At 65.3% G+C, this 16296-nt stretch carries 16 protein-coding genes; 5 read left to right on the top strand and 11 right to left on the bottom strand.

Translation table 11 applies throughout. The features are described 5' to 3' along the window. Nucleotides 1–120 precede the first annotated feature (120 nt). A complete protein-coding gene (locus AC1VVM_RS00940; protein WP_482955622.1) occupies nt 121–1827 on the bottom strand; it encodes an amidohydrolase in 1707 nt (568 codons plus the stop codon). Next, nucleotides 1824–2720 (bottom strand): NAD(P)-dependent oxidoreductase, encoded by an 897-nt coding sequence (locus tag AC1VVM_RS00935; protein WP_132387249.1) that lies wholly within the window; start codon nt 2718–2720, stop codon nt 1824–1826. Before AC1VVM_RS00935 ends, AC1VVM_RS00940 begins: the two co-directional genes overlap by 4 nt. A gap of 180 nt (nt 2721–2900) precedes the next feature. Between AC1VVM_RS00935 and AC1VVM_RS00930 the strand changes: the two genes are divergently transcribed. The 3 genes from AC1VVM_RS00930 to AC1VVM_RS00920 all read left to right on the top strand — a co-directional run bounded on the left by AC1VVM_RS00930 (nt 2901) and on the right by AC1VVM_RS00920 (nt 5715). Further along, nucleotides 2901–4154, top strand: coding sequence for a threonine ammonia-lyase (locus AC1VVM_RS00930; RefSeq protein WP_132387247.1), 1254 nt, complete (start codon nt 2901–2903; stop codon nt 4152–4154). A 328-nt stretch (nt 4155–4482) separates the two neighbouring features. Beyond that, on the top strand, nt 4483–5322 hold the full coding sequence (locus AC1VVM_RS00925; protein ID WP_482955621.1) for an arginyltransferase: 840 nt from the start codon (nt 4483–4485) through the stop codon (nt 5320–5322). Nucleotides 5323–5358: 36 nt separating this feature from the next. Next, entirely contained in the window at nt 5359–5715 is a 357-nt protein-coding gene (locus AC1VVM_RS00920) for a VOC family protein (protein WP_132387244.1), read from the top strand. Nucleotides 5716–5722: 7 nt separating this feature from the next. On the opposite strand, the gene AC1VVM_RS00915 is transcribed toward AC1VVM_RS00920, so the two are convergent. Continuing rightward, nucleotides 5723–6721 carry a DMT family transporter gene (locus AC1VVM_RS00915; RefSeq protein ID WP_482955620.1) on the bottom strand — a complete coding sequence of 333 codons (999 nt, stop codon included), beginning with the start codon at nt 6719–6721 and terminating at the stop codon, nt 5723–5725. A gap of 97 nt (nt 6722–6818) precedes the next feature. On the opposite strand from AC1VVM_RS00915, the gene AC1VVM_RS00910 reads away from it, so the two are divergent. After that, nucleotides 6819–7337, top strand: a complete 519-nt coding sequence (locus AC1VVM_RS00910; RefSeq protein WP_482955619.1) for an Lrp/AsnC family transcriptional regulator — start codon at nt 6819–6821, stop codon at nt 7335–7337. 11 nt (nt 7338–7348) lie between these two features. On the opposite strand, the gene AC1VVM_RS00905 is transcribed toward AC1VVM_RS00910, so the two are convergent. The 8 genes from AC1VVM_RS00905 to AC1VVM_RS00870 all read right to left on the bottom strand — a co-directional run bounded on the left by AC1VVM_RS00905 (nt 7349) and on the right by AC1VVM_RS00870 (nt 15324). Continuing rightward, a complete protein-coding gene (locus tag AC1VVM_RS00905) occupies nt 7349–7984 on the bottom strand; it encodes a lysozyme (RefSeq protein ID WP_482955618.1) in 636 nt (211 codons plus the stop codon). A 259-nt stretch (nt 7985–8243) separates the two neighbouring features. Continuing rightward, complete coding sequence (locus AC1VVM_RS00900) at nt 8244–8843, bottom strand: fasciclin domain-containing protein (protein ID WP_482955617.1); 600 nt, start codon at nt 8841–8843, stop codon at nt 8244–8246. A 22-nt stretch (nt 8844–8865) separates the two neighbouring features. Beyond that, entirely contained in the window at nt 8866–9972 is a 1107-nt protein-coding gene (locus AC1VVM_RS00895; protein ID WP_482955616.1) for a hypothetical protein, read from the bottom strand. Nucleotides 9973–10131: 159 nt separating this feature from the next. Then, nucleotides 10132–11541: a type I glutamate--ammonia ligase gene (glnA, locus tag AC1VVM_RS00890; protein WP_132387234.1), complete on the bottom strand. Its 1410-nt coding sequence runs from the start codon at nt 11539–11541 to the stop codon at nt 10132–10134. 209 nt (nt 11542–11750) lie between these two features. Continuing rightward, complete coding sequence (locus AC1VVM_RS00885; protein ID WP_021233466.1) at nt 11751–12089, bottom strand: P-II family nitrogen regulator; 339 nt, start codon at nt 12087–12089, stop codon at nt 11751–11753. A gap of 413 nt (nt 12090–12502) precedes the next feature. Next, nucleotides 12503–13426: an N-acetyl-gamma-glutamyl-phosphate reductase gene (gene argC / locus AC1VVM_RS00880; protein ID WP_482955615.1), complete on the bottom strand. Its 924-nt coding sequence runs from the start codon at nt 13424–13426 to the stop codon at nt 12503–12505. Continuing rightward, a complete protein-coding gene (locus AC1VVM_RS00875; RefSeq protein WP_132387230.1) occupies nt 13426–13752 on the bottom strand; it encodes an SH3 domain-containing protein in 327 nt (108 codons plus the stop codon). The genes argC and AC1VVM_RS00875 overlap by 1 nt, the downstream gene beginning before the upstream one ends. A 171-nt stretch (nt 13753–13923) precedes the next feature. Continuing rightward, nucleotides 13924–15324, bottom strand: coding sequence for a leucyl aminopeptidase family protein (locus tag AC1VVM_RS00870; RefSeq protein WP_482904878.1), 1401 nt, complete (start codon nt 15322–15324; stop codon nt 13924–13926). Between the two features lie 44 nt (nt 15325–15368). On the opposite strand from AC1VVM_RS00870, the gene AC1VVM_RS00865 reads away from it, so the two are divergent. Beyond that, complete coding sequence (locus AC1VVM_RS00865) at nt 15369–16235, top strand: DUF4163 domain-containing protein (protein WP_482904877.1); 867 nt, start codon at nt 15369–15371, stop codon at nt 16233–16235. Nucleotides 16236–16296 lie beyond the last annotated feature (61 nt).

Raw genomic sequence — 16296 nt, 5'->3', positions numbered from 1 at the left:
AAAAAGCGGGATCCCCGCCTTCGCGGGGATGACGGAGTTGGTTGGGGCGGAAGCAGAGGAGGCAGAGGGAGCGTAAGGGCCGCTCGGATTAAGTAAGGTCCGGGCCCCTCAGCAAACAACTCAGCGCCCGGTGTCGTCGACCTTCTTTTCCGGGATCAGCCGATCCTTCGCGGCGGACCATGCCATCTGGCCGCCGATCCACGTCTCGGAGACCCGCGTTGCGCGTAACTGCTGCGGGGTGGCCAGCATCGGATCCACATCCACGAACAGGAAGTCGGCCCGGTAGCCCTTGGCGATGCGGCCAAGGCGGTCTTCGGCGAACATCGCGTAGGCCGCCCCGGTCGTATAGGCGTTGAGCGCGGCCTCGCGCGAGAGGATCTCCTGCGGCTGCCAGCCGCCCGCCGGCTGCCCGTCCGCACCCTGACGCGAAATGGCGACCGCCATGCCGACGAAAGGCTGGGAAGGCTCGACCGGCGTGTCCGACCCGAACGCAAGCCGCGCCCCGGTGGCCGCTATAGACTTCCACGCATAAGCGCCCGTAAGCCGCTGGGGGCCAAGGCGCGCCTCGGCCATGACCCGGTCGGAGGCCTGATGTTGCGGCTGCATCGAGGCGATCGTGCCGAACTGCCCGAAGCGCGGGATATCTGCGGGATCGACGATCTGCGCGTGCTCGACGCGCCAGCGCCGGTCACCCTTGTAGGTGGCGGAAAGCTCGGCAATCGAATCGAGCAGGGTGGCGTTCGCCTCGTCGCCAATGGCGTGGACGGCGATCTGGAAGTTGTCGATGGCGGCACGGCTCATCAGATTGCTGAGCTGCGTCTGGCTCATGCGCGGCAGGCCCTTGGTGCCCGGCGCATCGGCATAAGGTGCCTTGAGCCATGCCCCGCGCGAACCCAGCGCGCCATCGAGATAGAGCTTCACGCCGTTCATCTTCAGCCGGTCGGCATAGAGCCACGGAGTCGGATGCGGGCCGCCGATCAGCACCATGTTGTCGATACCGTCGGCATAGGAAACCACACGGATGCGCAAGTTGCCGAGATCGGCGGCGCGGCGGAAGGCCTGCCAGTCCTCGATCGAAGTGCCCATGTCGGCGACGGCGGTAACGCCCTGCGCCAAGAGCGCGAGCTGCGCCTCGCCAAAGGCGGTGTCGCGGTCCTCGGGCCGAGGCTTGGGCATTTTCGATTCGATCAGCGCCATCGCGCCATCGACAAAGACGCCCGCCGGGGCTTTGGAGCCGGTCGTGCGCACGATCTCTCCGCCCGACGGATCGGCGCTCGCGGCCGAGACGCCGGCCGCAGCGAGCGCAGCGGAATTGGCCCAGCCAGCATGGCCGTCCACGCGCGTCAGCCAGGCGGGCTTGCCACCGGTCGCACGGTCCAGTTCGGCGGCGGTGGGCATGCGATCCAGCCCCCACTGCACCTGATTCCAGCCGCCGCCGAGGATCCACGGCAGGTCCGGATGCGCGGCCGACCACGCGGTGATTCGCGAGAGTGCCTCGTCCAGCGTCTTGGCCATCGACAGGTCGAGCGTCATCTTCGCAAAGCCCGTCGCCATGACATGGCCATGCGCGTCGATCATGCCGGGCACCACGTTGCGGCCCTTGCCGTCGACCTGATAGGCGACCTTCTTCGGCCGCTTGTCGCCGTGGTGGAAGACTTGCGCCACGCGCCCCTGATCGTCGATCAGGAAGCCTTCGAAGTGCTCGATCCCGCCCTTGCCGTCGCCCGTGACGCCATTGACGTTGTCCACCAGCACGTCAGCCCACGCCGGACGGGCGAGGGCCGAGGCGAGCAGCAGGGCGAGCCCTGCGCTTTTCCTGAAACTCACGGATTACCCTTTTTCGGCAGGCGCTTGATGATCGCACTGGTGTCGAGACGGCCGCCGCCCTGTGCCTGAATGTCGGCAAAGAACTGGTCGATCAGCGCCGCCACCGGCAGCGAGACGCCAAGTCCTCGCCCTTCATCGAGGCTGAGGCCCAGATCCTTGCGCATCCAGTCGATTGCGAAGCCGAAGTCGAAATCGTCCGCGTTCATCGAATGCCAGCGGTTGTCCATCTGCCACGACTGCGCGGCACCGCCCGAGATCGCCTCGTAGACTTTGTCCATGTCGAGGTGGGAGGCTTGCGCAAAACGCACCGCCTCTGCCAGCGCGGCAACATTGCCGGCGATGCAGATCTGGTTGGCCATCTTGGCGATCTGGCCCGATCCCGCCTTGCCGACATGGACGATGCGGTGGGAATAGGCTTCCATCACCGGGCGCGCGGCCTCGATGGCGTCGTCGCGTCCGCCACACATCAGCGTGAGCGTGCCCTGCTCGGCGCCGCTCTGCGATCCGGTCATCGGCGCGTCGACGCAGTGGATCCGCAAGTCCCGCGCCTCGACCGAAATCTGCCGGGCGATGCGGGCGGAAACCGTGGTGTGGTCGATGAAAGTGGCGCCCTTCTTCAGCATGCGGAACACGCCGTTGGGGCCCAGTACGACTTCGGAGAGGTCGTCGTCATTGCCGACGCAGGTGATCACCACCTCGGCATCTTGCGCCGCATGGGCCGGATTCGCGGCGATGCGGTGGGCAAGCCCGGGATTGTCATCCGCCCATTTCCGCGCCCGCTCGGGCGAGCGGTTGTAGATGGTGAGTTCGTGGCCCGCGAGCGCAATGTGCCGCGCGATGGCGCCGCCCATTACACCGAGGCCGATGAAGGAAACCTTGCGTCGCTCGCTCATGGCAAGCGTTCTACCGTTTTTTGCACGAAAGCAAACCACAGTGGACGCTTAATTTGTGCGTTGCGATGCAAATCAACGACGGTCGTGATGGCGTAATAAAATTACCGTGGAATCGGGTGCTGCGCTTTTTCATAACGCCGGCCTTTCCTTGGCCCGGGCTTTCCTTTAGGCGCGGCCACTATGGAACAGCCAATTCTCACGATCGCCGCGGAGCCCGAAGGGCCCCTGCTGACTGCCGACGACGTTCGCAGCGCGGCCGGCCGCATTATTGGCAAGATCGTCCGCACGCCCACGCTCTATTCGACCACGCTGAGCGCGATCACCGGCGCCGACATCTGGCTCAAGTTCGAAAACCTTCAATTCACCGCCGCCTACAAGGAACGCGGCGCGCTCAATGCCCTTCTGCTGCTGGATGAAGAACGCAAATCGCGCGGCGTGATCGCCGCTTCCGCCGGCAACCACGCGCAGGGCCTGTCGTACCACGGCACGCGGCTGGGCGTGCCCGTGACCATCGTCATGCCGCGCACCACGCCGACCGTGAAAGTCATGCAGACCGAGAGCGTGGGCGGCAAAGTCGTGCTCGAAGGCGAAAGCTTCGACGAGGCCTATGCCCATGCCCGCAAGCTTGAGACCGAACTGGGCCTGACCTTCATCCACCCGTTCGACGATCCGCATGTCGCGGCGGGGCAGGGCACTGTCGCGCTCGAAATGCTGGAAGACGTGCCGGAGATCGACACCCTGGTGCTGCCGATCGGCGGCGGCGGGCTCGCCTCTGGCATGGGCACGGCGGCGCGCGCGATCAAGCCGGACATCCGGCTCGTGGGTGTCGAGGCACAGCTCTATCCCTCGATGTACAACCTGCTCAAGGGCACCAGCCTGCCCATCGGCGGTGACACGCTGGCCGAAGGCATCGCCGTGTTCGCGCCGGGCCAGTTCACCTCGAAAGTGCTGCGCGAACTGCTCGACGAATTCCTGCTGGTGAGCGAATCGGGCATCGAAAGCGCGTTGGCGCTGCTGTTGCAGATCGAAAAGACGCTGGTCGAAGGTGCGGGCGCCACCGGCCTTGCCGCTGTCATGGCCAACCGCGAACTGTTCGCGGGGCGCAAGGTGGGCATCGTGCTCTCGGGTGGCAATATCGATACGCGCCTGCTCGCCAACGTGCTGCTGCGCGACCTTGCCCGTTCGGGCCGTCTCGCGCGCCTGAAGATCGGCTTGCAGGACCGCGCGGGCGCGCTGTTCAAGGTCGCCAAGGTGTTCCAGGAGCACAATGTGAACATCATCGAGGTGTTCCATCAGCGCATCTTCACGCACCTGCCCGCCAAGGGACTCGTGACCGAGATCGAGTGCGAGGCGCGAGACCGGGCGCAGCTTGATGCCCTCGTCGCCGCGCTGCGCCGCGAAGGGTATGAAGTGCGTCAGGTCGAAACCGACTGACCTTGCGAAGTATCCGTTTGGAATCGGGCAAGATCCCGATTCCAAACGGACTTCCCGATTTAGACCGGTGGCGTGACGCGCTGGATTCGGAATGAGTCTCGGAGCGGGTTTGCGGCGCGGCCCGGCTGTTGCCTGAACCATCGGGCGCCCCGTTACGGGACAATAGACGGTTAACGGCGGGCCTCCGGTCCGATTTTGCCGCGAACAGCTCCATATTTGTGGTTAAAAGACTTTCAACACCTCGCGGGCGCATGCATATTCAGGGCAGACACGGATAGGCGGCTTAAGAAAAGTCCGTCTACCGTCAGCCAGAGGATAGACTGCGCCCGTGACGGCTCCCGTTCGCTTTCCCCGGTTCTTCGTGACCAGCCCGGCGCCGTGCCCCTATCTTCCGGGGCGCAGCGAGCGGAAGGTCTTCACCGAACTCAAGGGCCCCCACGCGGATTCGCTCAACGATGCGCTCGGCCGGATCGGTTTCCGCCGCAGCCAGACGGTGGCCTATCGCCCCTCCTGCCTCGATTGCAACGCCTGCATCTCGGTGCGCGTGGTAGCCGACGAATTCGTGCCATCGGGCACGCAGAAGCGCCTGATCAAGCGTAACAGCGACCTTGTCGCCACGGTCTGCCGCCCCTGGTCCACCAGCGAGCAGTTCGAGTTGCTCCAGCGCTACCTTGCGGCGCGTCACCCCGAAGGCGGGATGACCTCGATGGACGATGTCGACTTTGCCGATATGGTCGAACACACCCCCGTCACCAGCTACGTGATCGAATATCGCGAGCCTTCGGTGGACGGCGTGACGCCCGGCCGCCTTGTCGGCGCCTGCCTGACCGACCGCCAGTGCGACGGTCTCTCGATGATCTACAGCTTCTATGACCCCGCGCATGAGCGGCAGGGGCTGGGGACTTACATCATCCTCGATCATATCAGCCGCGCCAGTGAGATGGGGCTGTCCTACGTCTATCTCGGCTACTGGGTCGAAGGCTCGCCGCGGATGCAGTACAAGGTGCGCTTCCGCCCGATGGAAAAGCTCGGCCGCACCGGCTGGGAACGCTTCACCGCCGAAGAGCAGGAACGCCTGATCGCCGCTGCCGTGGCCAATCCCCGCAGTCGCGCCGACCTTGGTGAGAATGCCCGCAAGGACGGCGTACCCTCGATCGCGCTGCGATAGAATTCGGCCGGTTCGCGGCCTGGGTGGGAGCGCTTCATGGCTGCAATCGGTATTGGCGGCGTGTTCTTTCGGGCGGACGATCCGGGGGCCTTGCAGGCGTGGTATCGCACGCATCTGGGCGTGGCTCTCAACGATTCCTACCAATGGATGCAGCAGGCCGGACCTACCGTGTTCATGCCCTTCGCGCGCGACACGGACTATTTTCCCGCTGACAGGCAGTGGATGATCAACTTCCGCGTCAACGCGCTGGATCCGCTCCTTTCGGCGCTGCGCGAGGCCGGAATCGCGGTCACCACCAATCCGGAGTGGGATACGCCCGAGACGGGCAAGTTCGCGCGTATTCACGATCCGGAAGGCAATCCGATCGAATTGTGGGAGCCGCCCGCCGAATAAGCGATTCTCAGTGGGCAGCGCCTTCGCTGAGCGGGGCCAGATCGGCGCTGGCGGGTTTCCGGTGCGCGGCCAGACAGCTCAGCACGGCGGCCACCATCAAGACGAAAGCCGCCGATTCGAACACGGTGGGCAAGCGGTGCTCCCAGACGAGCGCATAGGCGAGCGCGAAGAGCGTTTCGAACAGGATCATCTGTCCGACCATTGTCAGCGGCAGCAGGCGGCTCATCCGGTTCCACAGCGCATTGCCGGTGATCGAGGCCAGTACGGCGACGCCGAGCGAGACCGAGAGGAATGTGGTCCACTGGGCGGAACTGCGCGCGGCATCGGCCTGCCATAGCGCCAGCGGCACCAGCAGCAGGCTTTGCAGCCCGGTGATGACGCCGATCAGCAGGTTCCAGTCATGCGCGGACACCGCATCGAGTCGGGCGAGCCAGCGGCTGTTGCCCACCGCAAACGCGCTCCACGAAACAAGCGCGCCGAATGCGCAGGCAAGCCCCAGCGCGCGCGTCACCAGCGGCGTGTTCCCCGGTGACGCGATGGCCTGCCAGCCGATGCAGATCACGCCCGCCGCGCAGAGCAGCAGCGAAGGCGCCAGCCGCGCGAGCGATACCGCGCCATGGTCGCGGCTGCCAACTACAGTGACCGTCACCGGCAGGAAGCCGACGACGATGGATGCCATGGCGATGCCGCCGATCTGCACGGCATTGGCAAGCAGCACGAAGTAGAGCGTATTGCCGGCCAGCGCGAGCCAGACGAGTGCGATCCATGCTTCACGCGAGAGGTGCGCGATGATGGATTTCCAGCGCGAGGCCAGCAGCAGAGCCGAAATCGCACCGTAGCAGAGGTAGCGACCGATGGTGAGTTCGAGCGGGCCGAACGCGCGCGCCAGTTCGGGCGCAAGGAATACCAGCCCCCAGAGCGCGCCCGCGCCCACGCCGCACAGCACGCCGAGCAGTGTCGAGCGCGCCCCACCCGTGCCCGCAGCCATGCTTCCCGCCATTTCCATCTTCCCACTCCACGATGCCGATGCGGCGAGACATATCATCACCGTGGTGAGGCGTGTGCTCTTGATTCGGCTTCCGAATGCAACAAAAACCCGCTGCATGACGAGACGAACCGTACCGACCGAGCAATCCCCGCCATCTTCCGGCCGCCGGCTCGATTCGTTCGACCGGGCCATCCTGCGCATCGTCCAGCAGGACGCGCGGACGCCACAGCGCCGCATTGCCGAGGCTGTGAACCTTTCGGCGGCGGCCGTGCAGCGACGCGTCGCGGCGATGGAGGCGGCCGGGGTGATCGTGCGCAATGTCGCGCTGGTCGATCCCGAGGCGCTGGGGCAGGGCATCACCTCGATTGTGCAAGTGAATTTGCGCGACGAACGCGCGCCGACGGTCGATGCCGCCAAGGCGCTGTTCCGCGCCCGTCCCGAAGTGCAGCAATGCTACTACGTCACCGGCGGGGTCAGCTTCGTCCTTGTCATCGTCACCAGCGACATGCGCGCTTACGAAGCACTGACGCGCGAGCTGTTTGCAGAGAACGACTGCATCGCCAGCTACGGTTCGCTGATCGCGCTCGACCGGGTGAAGGTGGACACGGGGATCGTGATCCCTCCACCCGGCTGAGCACGCGCAGTTCAGGGCGTGCCGTAGAGCCTCGCTTCATCCGCCCGCCGCGCTTTCAGGCCCGCCATCGGCTTGTGGTCGTTGAAGATCCACTTGGCGAATTCCTGCTGCGCCTCGGCGAACTTGCCCTGCCTGTGCAGCTTGCCCAGGGTCGAGGAGGCAATCGCGCCGGTATTGTACTGGAACGAGACGAGGGCATCGAACTGGTTCTGCGTGGTCGGCGTGTCGCCGATGAAGTGCGCGACCTGGCCCACGTAGGACTTCATGTCCTCATCGAAGCGTTCGTCGCACTGGGCTTGGGTCCAGACCGTCCCTTTCCGGATGTCGGCCCCGGTCGAGCCCCAGCCGATGGTCCAGGGCTTGCCGTCGGCGCTGCCGGGATCGGGATAAGCATCGAACTGGCCATCGGCGCGGTGCCGCTCGCAGCCTTCCCATTTCTTGATGAGCTTGGCGCCCGCCGCACCGAGCGTCCGGCCCGAAGCGTCGGGTACCGATGCAGGTTCGGGCGGCGTGGGTTCCGGTGCGGTGGTGGCGGGAAGCGCGGAGGTGGCGAGGTCTATCGCCTCGTCCAGTGCATCGACTTCGGGCTGCGTGAACGGGCGGTCCAACAGCTTGCGGACCGCATCGAAGATCGGTTTCCTGTTCATGTCCTGTCCTTCTCGATCGCGTGAACGGAAAAGGCGCGTTCCCGAACCGCCCGATTCGATGCCGAGCTGGACGGGTGCGACTAGATCGCAGTTTCCGCTATCTGTCGAGAAAAGAACATATAGTGAACATAGCTTAATCGTCGCGGCCAAACGCGCCGATTTCCGTGAGATTGGAGCCTAAGCACATGGACTTCCGCAAGGATTCTCCATCGGCACAGAGGGGCGGTGAAACCGCAGCGCTCCATTTGCCCCCGGAGGACTAGATCTTCCGGAGGACCCCGCTCACCGGAATGGCGATGCTCGATCCACCGGCCACGGGGCTGTCCTCGATCGTCGCCTGCGATCCGTCGTCGGCGGTCACGGTGATGGCCTCGCCGGTCTTCGAGAACGTCACCGTGCCGCCGCCCAGTGTCGGCATCGTCACTTTGCCGGTCTTGCTGGCGGCGATTGCGGCGGCAATATCCTCGGGCGTCATGTAGCCGGTGAGCATGTGATTGCGCACCAGTGCGGCCAGAGCGGCGTGGTCATTGGCCTCGATCAGCGCCTTGCCCTTGTCGCCCAGCGCGTCGAAAGCATCGTCCTCTGGCGCGAGCAGGGTGTAGCTGCCCTTGTCGTTGAACACGCCCTCGATGCCGGTGGTCTTGAGCGCTTCGGCCATGGTCTGCATGCCGTCGGCATCGTCCAGCACTTCGGGCAGGGTCGCGCTCGCAGGTGTCACTGCGGCGGCCGGCGTCTCACTGGCGGTTTCGGCGGCCGGGCTCTGCTTGCCCGAACAGGCGGCCAGCCCCAGCGCGGCGGAGACGGTCAGGGCCAGTGCGAGCGCAACGGGCAGCGGTGCGGCGAGGAGGGCGTTGCGCATCGGAGGCATTTCCTTGGAGCAGTCAGGCGAGCAGTTCGATCGCCGCCCGCACGAGGCGGGTGGCGGGATCGATCTGGTAAATTGCGCCATCTGAATAGCGGTATAACGCATCGGGCCCATCGAAGTACTGGTCTCGATAATTGTAAGGCACGTTGTAGACGTCGTAGCCCGCCGGCATCGGCTGGCCCACCGCGATGGCATCGCCGGTAAGCAGCGCCGCAACAGCAGTAATCGCCGCGTTGGTCGGAGCCACGCGGTAGATCACACCGTCATAGTAGCGATAAGTGCTGGAGGGGCCGAGGTCGTAGTAACGGGTGTAATGATCCGGCAGGGCCACGGCGTTATAGGCACCGGGCCAGGATCGCCCGACCGCCAGCGCCCCGCCGAGCAAGGGGACGTAGCTGGCCACGGCGCTGTTGGGGCCGAGGCGGAGCAGGTAGCCGTCGGCGTAGCGATAGCCGGTGTTGCGATCGTAGGCGCCGTACCAGTCGGGCTGGTTCCAGCGGTGGTGGACGGGCTCGGCCAGCGCGGGCGGCGCGCAGTTCTGGTAGCGGGCTCCGAACCCCGGCGGGCAACCCTCGAAACTGCGGCGCTGCGCGGCGGTGGCCCAATCGGACCGGCTGGAGGTGGTGACGACATTGACACGGTCATTGGTCGGCACCTGGAACGACCGGCCATGCGCGTCCCGATGGGCGACTTCGCGCACATCCTCGCGAATCGGCCGCAGGCCCGTGCGTTGCTGCTGCCAGCGCTGCTCCTGTTCGCGCCGTCGCTCGGCTTCCTGCTGCTGGCGCGGCTGAGCCGGGATCTGTCCGGGCCCCACGTCCTTGGGGGCATCCGGAGCCGGTTGGCGCTGATCCTCGCGCGGGAGCGCGTGGGGCGATGCTTCGGGGTGCGGCTGGGCAGGGCGCGTGCTTTCCTGCGGTCTGGACTCGCCTGGCCGTGCGTTTTCGCGAGGTGGCGGGGCGTCCTGTCGCGGGCCCTGCGGGGAAGGGGCTTGCGGCCCGCCTTCGCGCTCCGGCGTGCCGTGGCCTTCGCCCGGTTGCTGCTGCGCGCTTGCCGGCGGGGTAAGCGAAAGCAGCGCCAGCGTCGCGGTTCCCAGCGTCAGCGTGCTGCGGATGCGGACCATCGGGAATTCCTTTCGATGAGGGGCAACGCCGCATCCGGGCGGCTGTTCCCCGCAGGCGCATCGTAGGGAAACGCACAGGAAACGAAAAGGGCGCCCGGATTGCTCCGGGCGCCCCACTCGGCGAACTGATGCTCCTTCCCCGAAAGGAAGGATGCGCGATCAGGCGCTGTAGTACATGTCGAATTCAACGGCCGACGGCGTGGTTTCCCAGCGCAGCACTTCGGGCCACTTGAGTTCGAGGTAGGCTTCGATCTGGTCCTTGGTGAACACGCCGCCTTCGAGAAGGAAGTCGTGGTCAGCGGCCAGCGAGTCGAGCGCTTCACGGAGCGAACCGCAAACGGTCGGCACTTCGGCGAGTTCGGCCGGCGGCAGATCGTAGAGGTTCTTGTCCATGGCGTCGCCAGGGTGGATCTTGTTCTTGATGCCGTCGAGGCCAGCCATCAGCAGCGAGGCGTAGCACAGGTACGGGTTGGCCATCGCGTCGGGGAAGCGGAATTCCACGCGCTTTGCCTTGTCGCCCGCACCGTAGGGGATGCGGCACGAAGCCGAACGGTTGCGCGCCGAGTAGGCGAGCAGCACGGGGGCTTCGTAGCCCGGCACCAGGCGCTTGTAGCTGTTGGTGGTCGGGTTGGTGAAGGCGTTGAGGGCCTTGGCGTGCTTGATGACGCCGCCGATGAAGTACAGGCACATGTCCGAGAGACCGGCGTAGCCGTTACCGGCGAACAGCGGGCTGCCCTTGTCCCAGATCGAGATATGCGTGTGCATACCCGAACCGTTGTCCTTCATGATCGGCTTCGGCATGAACGTGGCGGTCTTGCCGTAAGCCTGTGCGACCATGTGCACGACGTACTTGTAGATCTGCATGCGGTCGGCAGTGGTGACCAGCGTGCCGAAGGTCAGGCCGAGTTCGTGCTGGGCAGCAGCCACTTCGTGGTGGTGCTTGTCGCAGGGCAGGCCCATTTCGAGCATGGTCGAGACCATCTCGGCGCGAATGTCGACAGCCGAGTCGACCGGAGCGACCGGGAAGTAGCCGCCCTTGGCGCGCGGACGGTGGGCGAGGTTGCCCACGTCGTAGTCCTTGGCGGTGTTGGTCGGCAGTTCGATGTCGTCGATCTTGAAGCCGTTGCCGTCGTAACCGTCGTAGAACTTCACGTCGTCGAACATGAAGAATTCAGCTTCGGGGCCAACGTAGACGGTGTCACCGAAACCGGCCGAGCGGACGAACGACTCAGCGCGCTTCGCGGTCGAGCGCGGATCGCGGGCATAGAGTTCGCCGGTCGAGGGTTCGACGATGTCGCAGAACACGATCAGCATCGGGGTTGCCGAGAACGGATCGACATAGACGGCGTCAAGGTCGGGCTTGAGGATCATGTCCGACTCGTTGATGGCCTTCCAGCCTTCGATCGACGAACCGTCGAACATAAGGCCGTCTTCGAGCTCATCCTCGGTGAGGATCGTCGAGACCATGGTGAGGTGCTGCCACTTGCCCTTCGGGTCGGTGAAGCGCAGATCGACCCACTCGATCTCCTCGTCCTTGATCTTCTTCAGGACGTCCTTTGCACTAGCCATTATCTTGGTTCTCCAGTGATGCTCTTCCGCCTGCGAAAGAGTCTTTCGGGTTTTGGCATTCTTGCGGGAATGGATGGCCCCCCGACCATCCATTCCCGATCCGGCCCCTTTCTGAATTCAGCAAAGGGCTGGAAAAGCTTTGTGCGGGAATGCCTGCCGGTCAGAAGACAGGCGGGGGCTTCCCTTGAATTCAGTTCGGCGCTCCTGGTTTAGAGCGCGTCGTCGTCGCGCTCGCCGGTGCGGATGCGCACGGCGGTTTCGATCGGCACCACGAAAATCTTGCCGTCGCCGATGCGGCCGGTCTGCGCGGCGTCCGCGATCGCTTCGACCACGCGTTCGGCCAGCGCGTCGGGCACGACCACCTCAAGCTTCACCTTGGGCAGGAAGTCCACCACGTATTCGGCGCCGCGATAGAGTTCAGTGTGGCCCTTCTGGCGGCCGAAACCCTTGGCCTCGGTAACCGTGATGCCCGAGACGCCCACTTCGTGCAGCGCTTCCTTCACTTCATCGAGTTTGAACGGCTTGATGATAGCTTCGATTTTCTTCACGCCTGTCTAGACCCCTGCGCTTGTTTCCCGGCTTCTTCCGATGAGGAGTCCGGTCCCGGGAACCAGCTGCCTCGCGCGCGATTCCCATCAAGAATCGTGCCAATGCGGATGAGAAAGTCCTAGGCGAAGTGTGCAGGCGCGAAAAGCCCGGATTTGTACCTTTTACCATGGCTGTTTAGCAGCCTTATGCGGGTAAACCCCGGCGGAGGCACAACTTCTGTTCAAGAAACAGGCAGGGCGTGCCTGAAAATTGTGCAGGCGGCGTCCGCGTGCCCGGTGTTCAGGCACAGCCCCAAGCGGCATGGTTAACGCCATGCCGTGGCCCATGCGAAAAGCGCCGCAGGTCCGGTTCGGACCTGCGGCGCTCATGTTCGTTCAGCTGGAAAGCTTTGTCCAGACGGATGTCTGGAGCTTCAGAGCCGGAGTCCGGCAGTCTCCGGAAGGCCCGCCATCAGGTTGAGGTTCTGCACCGCCGCCCCGCTCGCGCCCTTGCCGAGATTGTCGAGCATGGCAACGAGGCGCGCCTGCGTGCCGTCCTTGGCACCGAACACCCGCAGCGTCAGCGAGTCCACCGGTTCCATCGACGCGCGCAGCAGCAGTTCGTCGGGCTGGTCATCGATCACCGAGACGATCGGGCTGCCGGCATAGAACTCCGCCAAGGCGTTACGCAGTTCGGCGGGGCTTCCGGCGTTCTGCATGACCGAGAGGTGCAGCGGCACTTCCACCAGCATGCCGCGATGCGCGGGCACCACGGCCGGCGCGAACAGCGGCGCATGGGCCAGGCCGACATGCGTCTGCATCTCGGGCACGTGCTTGTGGCCAAGGCCGAGGCCATAGGCGCGGAAAGCGATATCGCGGTCTTCCTCGAACCGGCCGATCAATGCCTTGCCGCCGCCCGAATAGCCGGAAACGGCGTGGCAGACGTAAGGCCAGTCGGCCGGCAGCAGGCCCGCGCGCACGAGCGGCGCGACAAGGGCGATGAAGCCGGTGGGATAGCAGCCCGGATTGCTGACGAAGCGGGCGGCGGCAATCGTCTCGCGGCCGACCAGTTCGGGAAAGCCATAGGCCCAGCCCGGCGCGACGCGGTGCGCCGAAGAGGCGTCGATCACGCGCGTGGTGTCATTGCGAATCATGCCTACGGCGGCCTTGGCGGCATCGTCGGGCAGGCAGAGGATCACGAAATCGGCGGCATTGAGCGCCTCGGCGCGGGCAGCGTCGTCCTTGCGGCGCGCGTCATCGAGAACGATCAGCTCGAACTCGTCGCGCCCGGCAAGCCGCTCGGCGATTTCAAGGCCGGTGGTACCGGCCGCGCCGTCGATGAAGACGCTCTTTGCCATCAGCCCTGAACTCCCGCACCGGCAGCCGCATCCATCGCGGCGATCCGGTCGAGCGATACATAGCCGACCTGGCCGTCCTCGCCCAGCTGGCCCCAGGCCCAGCTTCCGGCAATGTCGAGCACGTTGAAGGTCTCGCCCTCGGGCAGGTCGCGGATGGCATCGGCGTCGTCGCGGCCGGTGGCGCGCAGGACGGCACCTGCCGCGATCCGATGCGGCATCGGCACTGCATAGTGCGGCACGAAGCAGCGCCCGGCGAGCTTGATGTGCGCCAGGTCGCCGCGAACGGGCAGGCAGCCGGGATCCGCGGTCACGCTCGGCCCGGTCATGGCAAGTTGTCCATCGATCCGGGGAGGGCGGGTAAAGGAATCCTCAGTGGCCAACGTGGGTAAATCTCCAAATGCAAGGAGCGCGCGCTTAGCGGGGGCGCGCACTTTTCGCAAGGTTGGGCCGTCAATCGACGAACGCCGCTCTTACGGCGTTCCTTTGCGAAGCGCGGTTCAGGCCTTGGCGGCGGCACCGCCGTAGCGTGCTTTCAACATATACCACGCCGCCCGCAGACCCAGCGCATCGCCGCCCTTGGGACGGCCCGGCCGGGCGGCGGGGCGCCATGCGAAAGTGTCGAAATGGGCCCAGTCGATGTCCTTGGGCAGGAAGCGGTCGAGGAACAGCGCGGCGGTGCTCGATCCCGCAAAACCGCTCGATCCGGCATTGTTGATGTCGGCCAGATCGGACTTCAGATATTCGCGGTAGCCGTCGTAAAGCGGCAAGCGCCAGCAGGGATCGTCCACGGCCAGACCGGCATCGAGGATCTCCTGCGCGGTGCTGTCCTCGCGCGTGAACAGTGCGGGCAGGTCCGGGCCCACCGCCACGCGCGCGGCGCCGGTCAGCGTGGCAAAGTCGATCACGAGTTCGGGCTCCTTCTCGCCCGCGCGGGTGAGCGCATCGCCCAGAATCAGACGTCCTTCGGCATCGGTATTGCCGATCTCAACCGAGATGCCCGCGCGGCTGCGCAGCACGTCGCCGGGGCGGAAGGAATTGCCCGAGATCGCATTCTCCACCGCCGGGATCAGCAGATGCAGGCGCACCGGAAGCTGCGCACCCATGATAAGCCGGGCAAGGCCAAGGGCATGCGCGGCGCCGCCCATGTCCTTCTTCATCAGCAGCATGCCGGCGCCCGGCTTGATGTCGAGACCGCCCGAATCGAAGCAGACGCCCTTACCGACGACGGCGATCTTCGGATGCTTGGGGTCGCCCCATTCCAACTCGATCAGGCGCGGCGCATGGGCGCGGCCCGCCGCGCGGCCGACGGCATGGACCATCGGATATTCGCGTTCGAGCATTTCCCCGCGCGTTACCCGTACTTCGGCGCGGAACGCCTTGGCGAGCGATTCGGCCTCTGCCTCAAGATGTCCCGGCCCCATGTCCTCGGCGGGCGTGTTGACGAGGTCGCGGACCAGTTCGGTCGCCTCGGCCTCGGCGATCATGGCGTCGATCGCCTTGACCTCGGTGGTCAGCAGCACGCGCGGGCCTTCTTCCGAAGGATCGGAGCGATAGCGGTCGAAGCGGTACTGCCCGGCGATCCAGCCGAGCATGGCCTTTCCGGCCTCGCCGCCTGTGCAGCGATAAGTACCGGCGGGCAGCACATCGGCCAGCTTGCCGAGGCACCAAGAGGTCAGCTTCGCCGGATCGGCAACGCCTGCGATCACCGACCAGCCGTCGCCATCGCTCACGATGGCATGGCTGCCCGCATCGCCCACGAATTTCTGCGCATCCAGCGCGGCGCGCTGTGGAACCGGCAGTCCCTTGAGGAATTGCTCCATTCCATCGCGCGTGACGAGATGGATGGTCACGGCCTTCTGGCCGCGGTCGGGCTGAATCAATGCGTTCTTGTCGCTCATGGCGGGATTCTCTAGCCTCGCAGCGAGCGTGAGCCGAGAGGAAAATGATGCGAAATCGCGGATGGCTGCTGACCCCCGTGGTCACGACGATGCTTCTGACCGCCGGTTGCAAGGCCGGGACCACGCCCAACCCGAGCGAAACGGTCACCGAAACCGTCACGCAGGAGGCGGTCGTGACCGAGGAAGCGAGCGAGCCAGCGGCCGATGCCAGCGCCGTTCCCGCCAGCGACCCGGTCGGCGGCGGCCGCTCGGAGAAGGTCGAAAACGACCTTTACGAATTCAGCTATTCCTACCCCGACGCGGCGGGCTCGATCCCCGGCCTGAAGGCGGAGCTTGATAAGCAGCTTGAACAGGCGCGCTCGGAACTCATCTCGTCCTCGCGGACTGATCGGGGCGAGGCCAAGAAGCAGGGCTTCCCCTACCACGCGCACAGCTACGGGGAGGACTGGAAGGTCGTGGCCGACCTGCCCGGCTGGCTCTCGCTGTCGTCGCAGCTCTATACTTTCACTGGCGGCGCGCATGGGATGAGCACGTTCGAGACCCTGCTATGGGACCGCCACGCTGAAACCGTGCGCAAGCCGGAGGACCTGTTCGTCAGCAAGGCAGCACTCTCGAAAGCGCTGCGCACGCCGTTCTGCGCGGCATTGGACAAGGAACGCGGCAAGCGGCGCGGCGCCCCGGTCGCCTCGGGCAGCGACGAGATGTTCTCGGACTGCATCGATCCGGTCGAGCAAGTGGTGATTCTGGGATCCACCAACGGGCAGACGTTCAACCGCATCGGCCTGCTGGTGCCGCCCTACAATGCGGGGCCTTATGCGGAAGGCAGTTACGAGATCACGCTACCTGTCACCGCTGCCGTGATGGCGACGCTGAAACCGCAGTACCGCGCGAGCTTTTCGCTGGGAAAATAAGCGCGGAAGGCTGCGGCTGCATGAAAGGCAACCGTGACTGCGCACTCCCGATTCGCATTTT

It is taken from the genome of Novosphingobium sp. BL-S-33 (genome assembly GCF_056857025.1).
The sequence above is the reverse complement of the archived record's forward strand: the minus strand, read 5'-3'. Positions and strand labels throughout refer to the sequence as shown.

Bases quoted from the DNA above. Each gene is read 5' to 3' on its own strand.
- AC1VVM_RS00935 (WP_132387249.1), bottom strand. From the start codon at position 2,720: ATGAGCGAGCGACGCAAGGTTTCCTTCATCGGCCTCGGTGTAATGGGC.
- AC1VVM_RS00930 (WP_132387247.1), top strand. From the start codon at position 2,901: ATGGAACAGCCAATTCTCACGATCGCCGCGGAGCCCGAAGGGCCCCTG.
- AC1VVM_RS00920 (WP_132387244.1), top strand. From the start codon at position 5,359: ATGGCTGCAATCGGTATTGGCGGCGTGTTCTTTCGGGCGGACGATCCG.
- AC1VVM_RS00915 (WP_482955620.1), bottom strand. From the start codon at position 6,721: ATGGAAATGGCGGGAAGCATGGCTGCGGGCACGGGTGGGGCGCGCTCG.
- AC1VVM_RS00910 (WP_482955619.1), top strand. From the start codon at position 6,819: ATGACGAGACGAACCGTACCGACCGAGCAATCCCCGCCATCTTCCGGC.
- AC1VVM_RS00905 (WP_482955618.1), bottom strand. From the start codon at position 7,984: ATGAACAGGAAACCGATCTTCGATGCGGTCCGCAAGCTGTTGGACCGC.
- AC1VVM_RS00900 (WP_482955617.1), bottom strand. From the start codon at position 8,843: ATGCGCAACGCCCTCCTCGCCGCACCGCTGCCCGTTGCGCTCGCACTG.
- AC1VVM_RS00895 (WP_482955616.1), bottom strand. From the start codon at position 9,972: ATGGTCCGCATCCGCAGCACGCTGACGCTGGGAACCGCGACGCTGGCG.
- glnA (WP_132387234.1), bottom strand. From the start codon at position 11,541: ATGGCTAGTGCAAAGGACGTCCTGAAGAAGATCAAGGACGAGGAGATC.
- argC (WP_482955615.1), bottom strand. From the start codon at position 13,426: ATGGCAAAGAGCGTCTTCATCGACGGCGCGGCCGGTACCACCGGCCTT.
- AC1VVM_RS00875 (WP_132387230.1), bottom strand. From the start codon at position 13,752: ATGACCGGGCCGAGCGTGACCGCGGATCCCGGCTGCCTGCCCGTTCGC.
- AC1VVM_RS00870 (WP_482904878.1), bottom strand. From the start codon at position 15,324: ATGAGCGACAAGAACGCATTGATTCAGCCCGACCGCGGCCAGAAGGCC.
- AC1VVM_RS00865 (WP_482904877.1), top strand. From the start codon at position 15,369: ATGATGCGAAATCGCGGATGGCTGCTGACCCCCGTGGTCACGACGATG.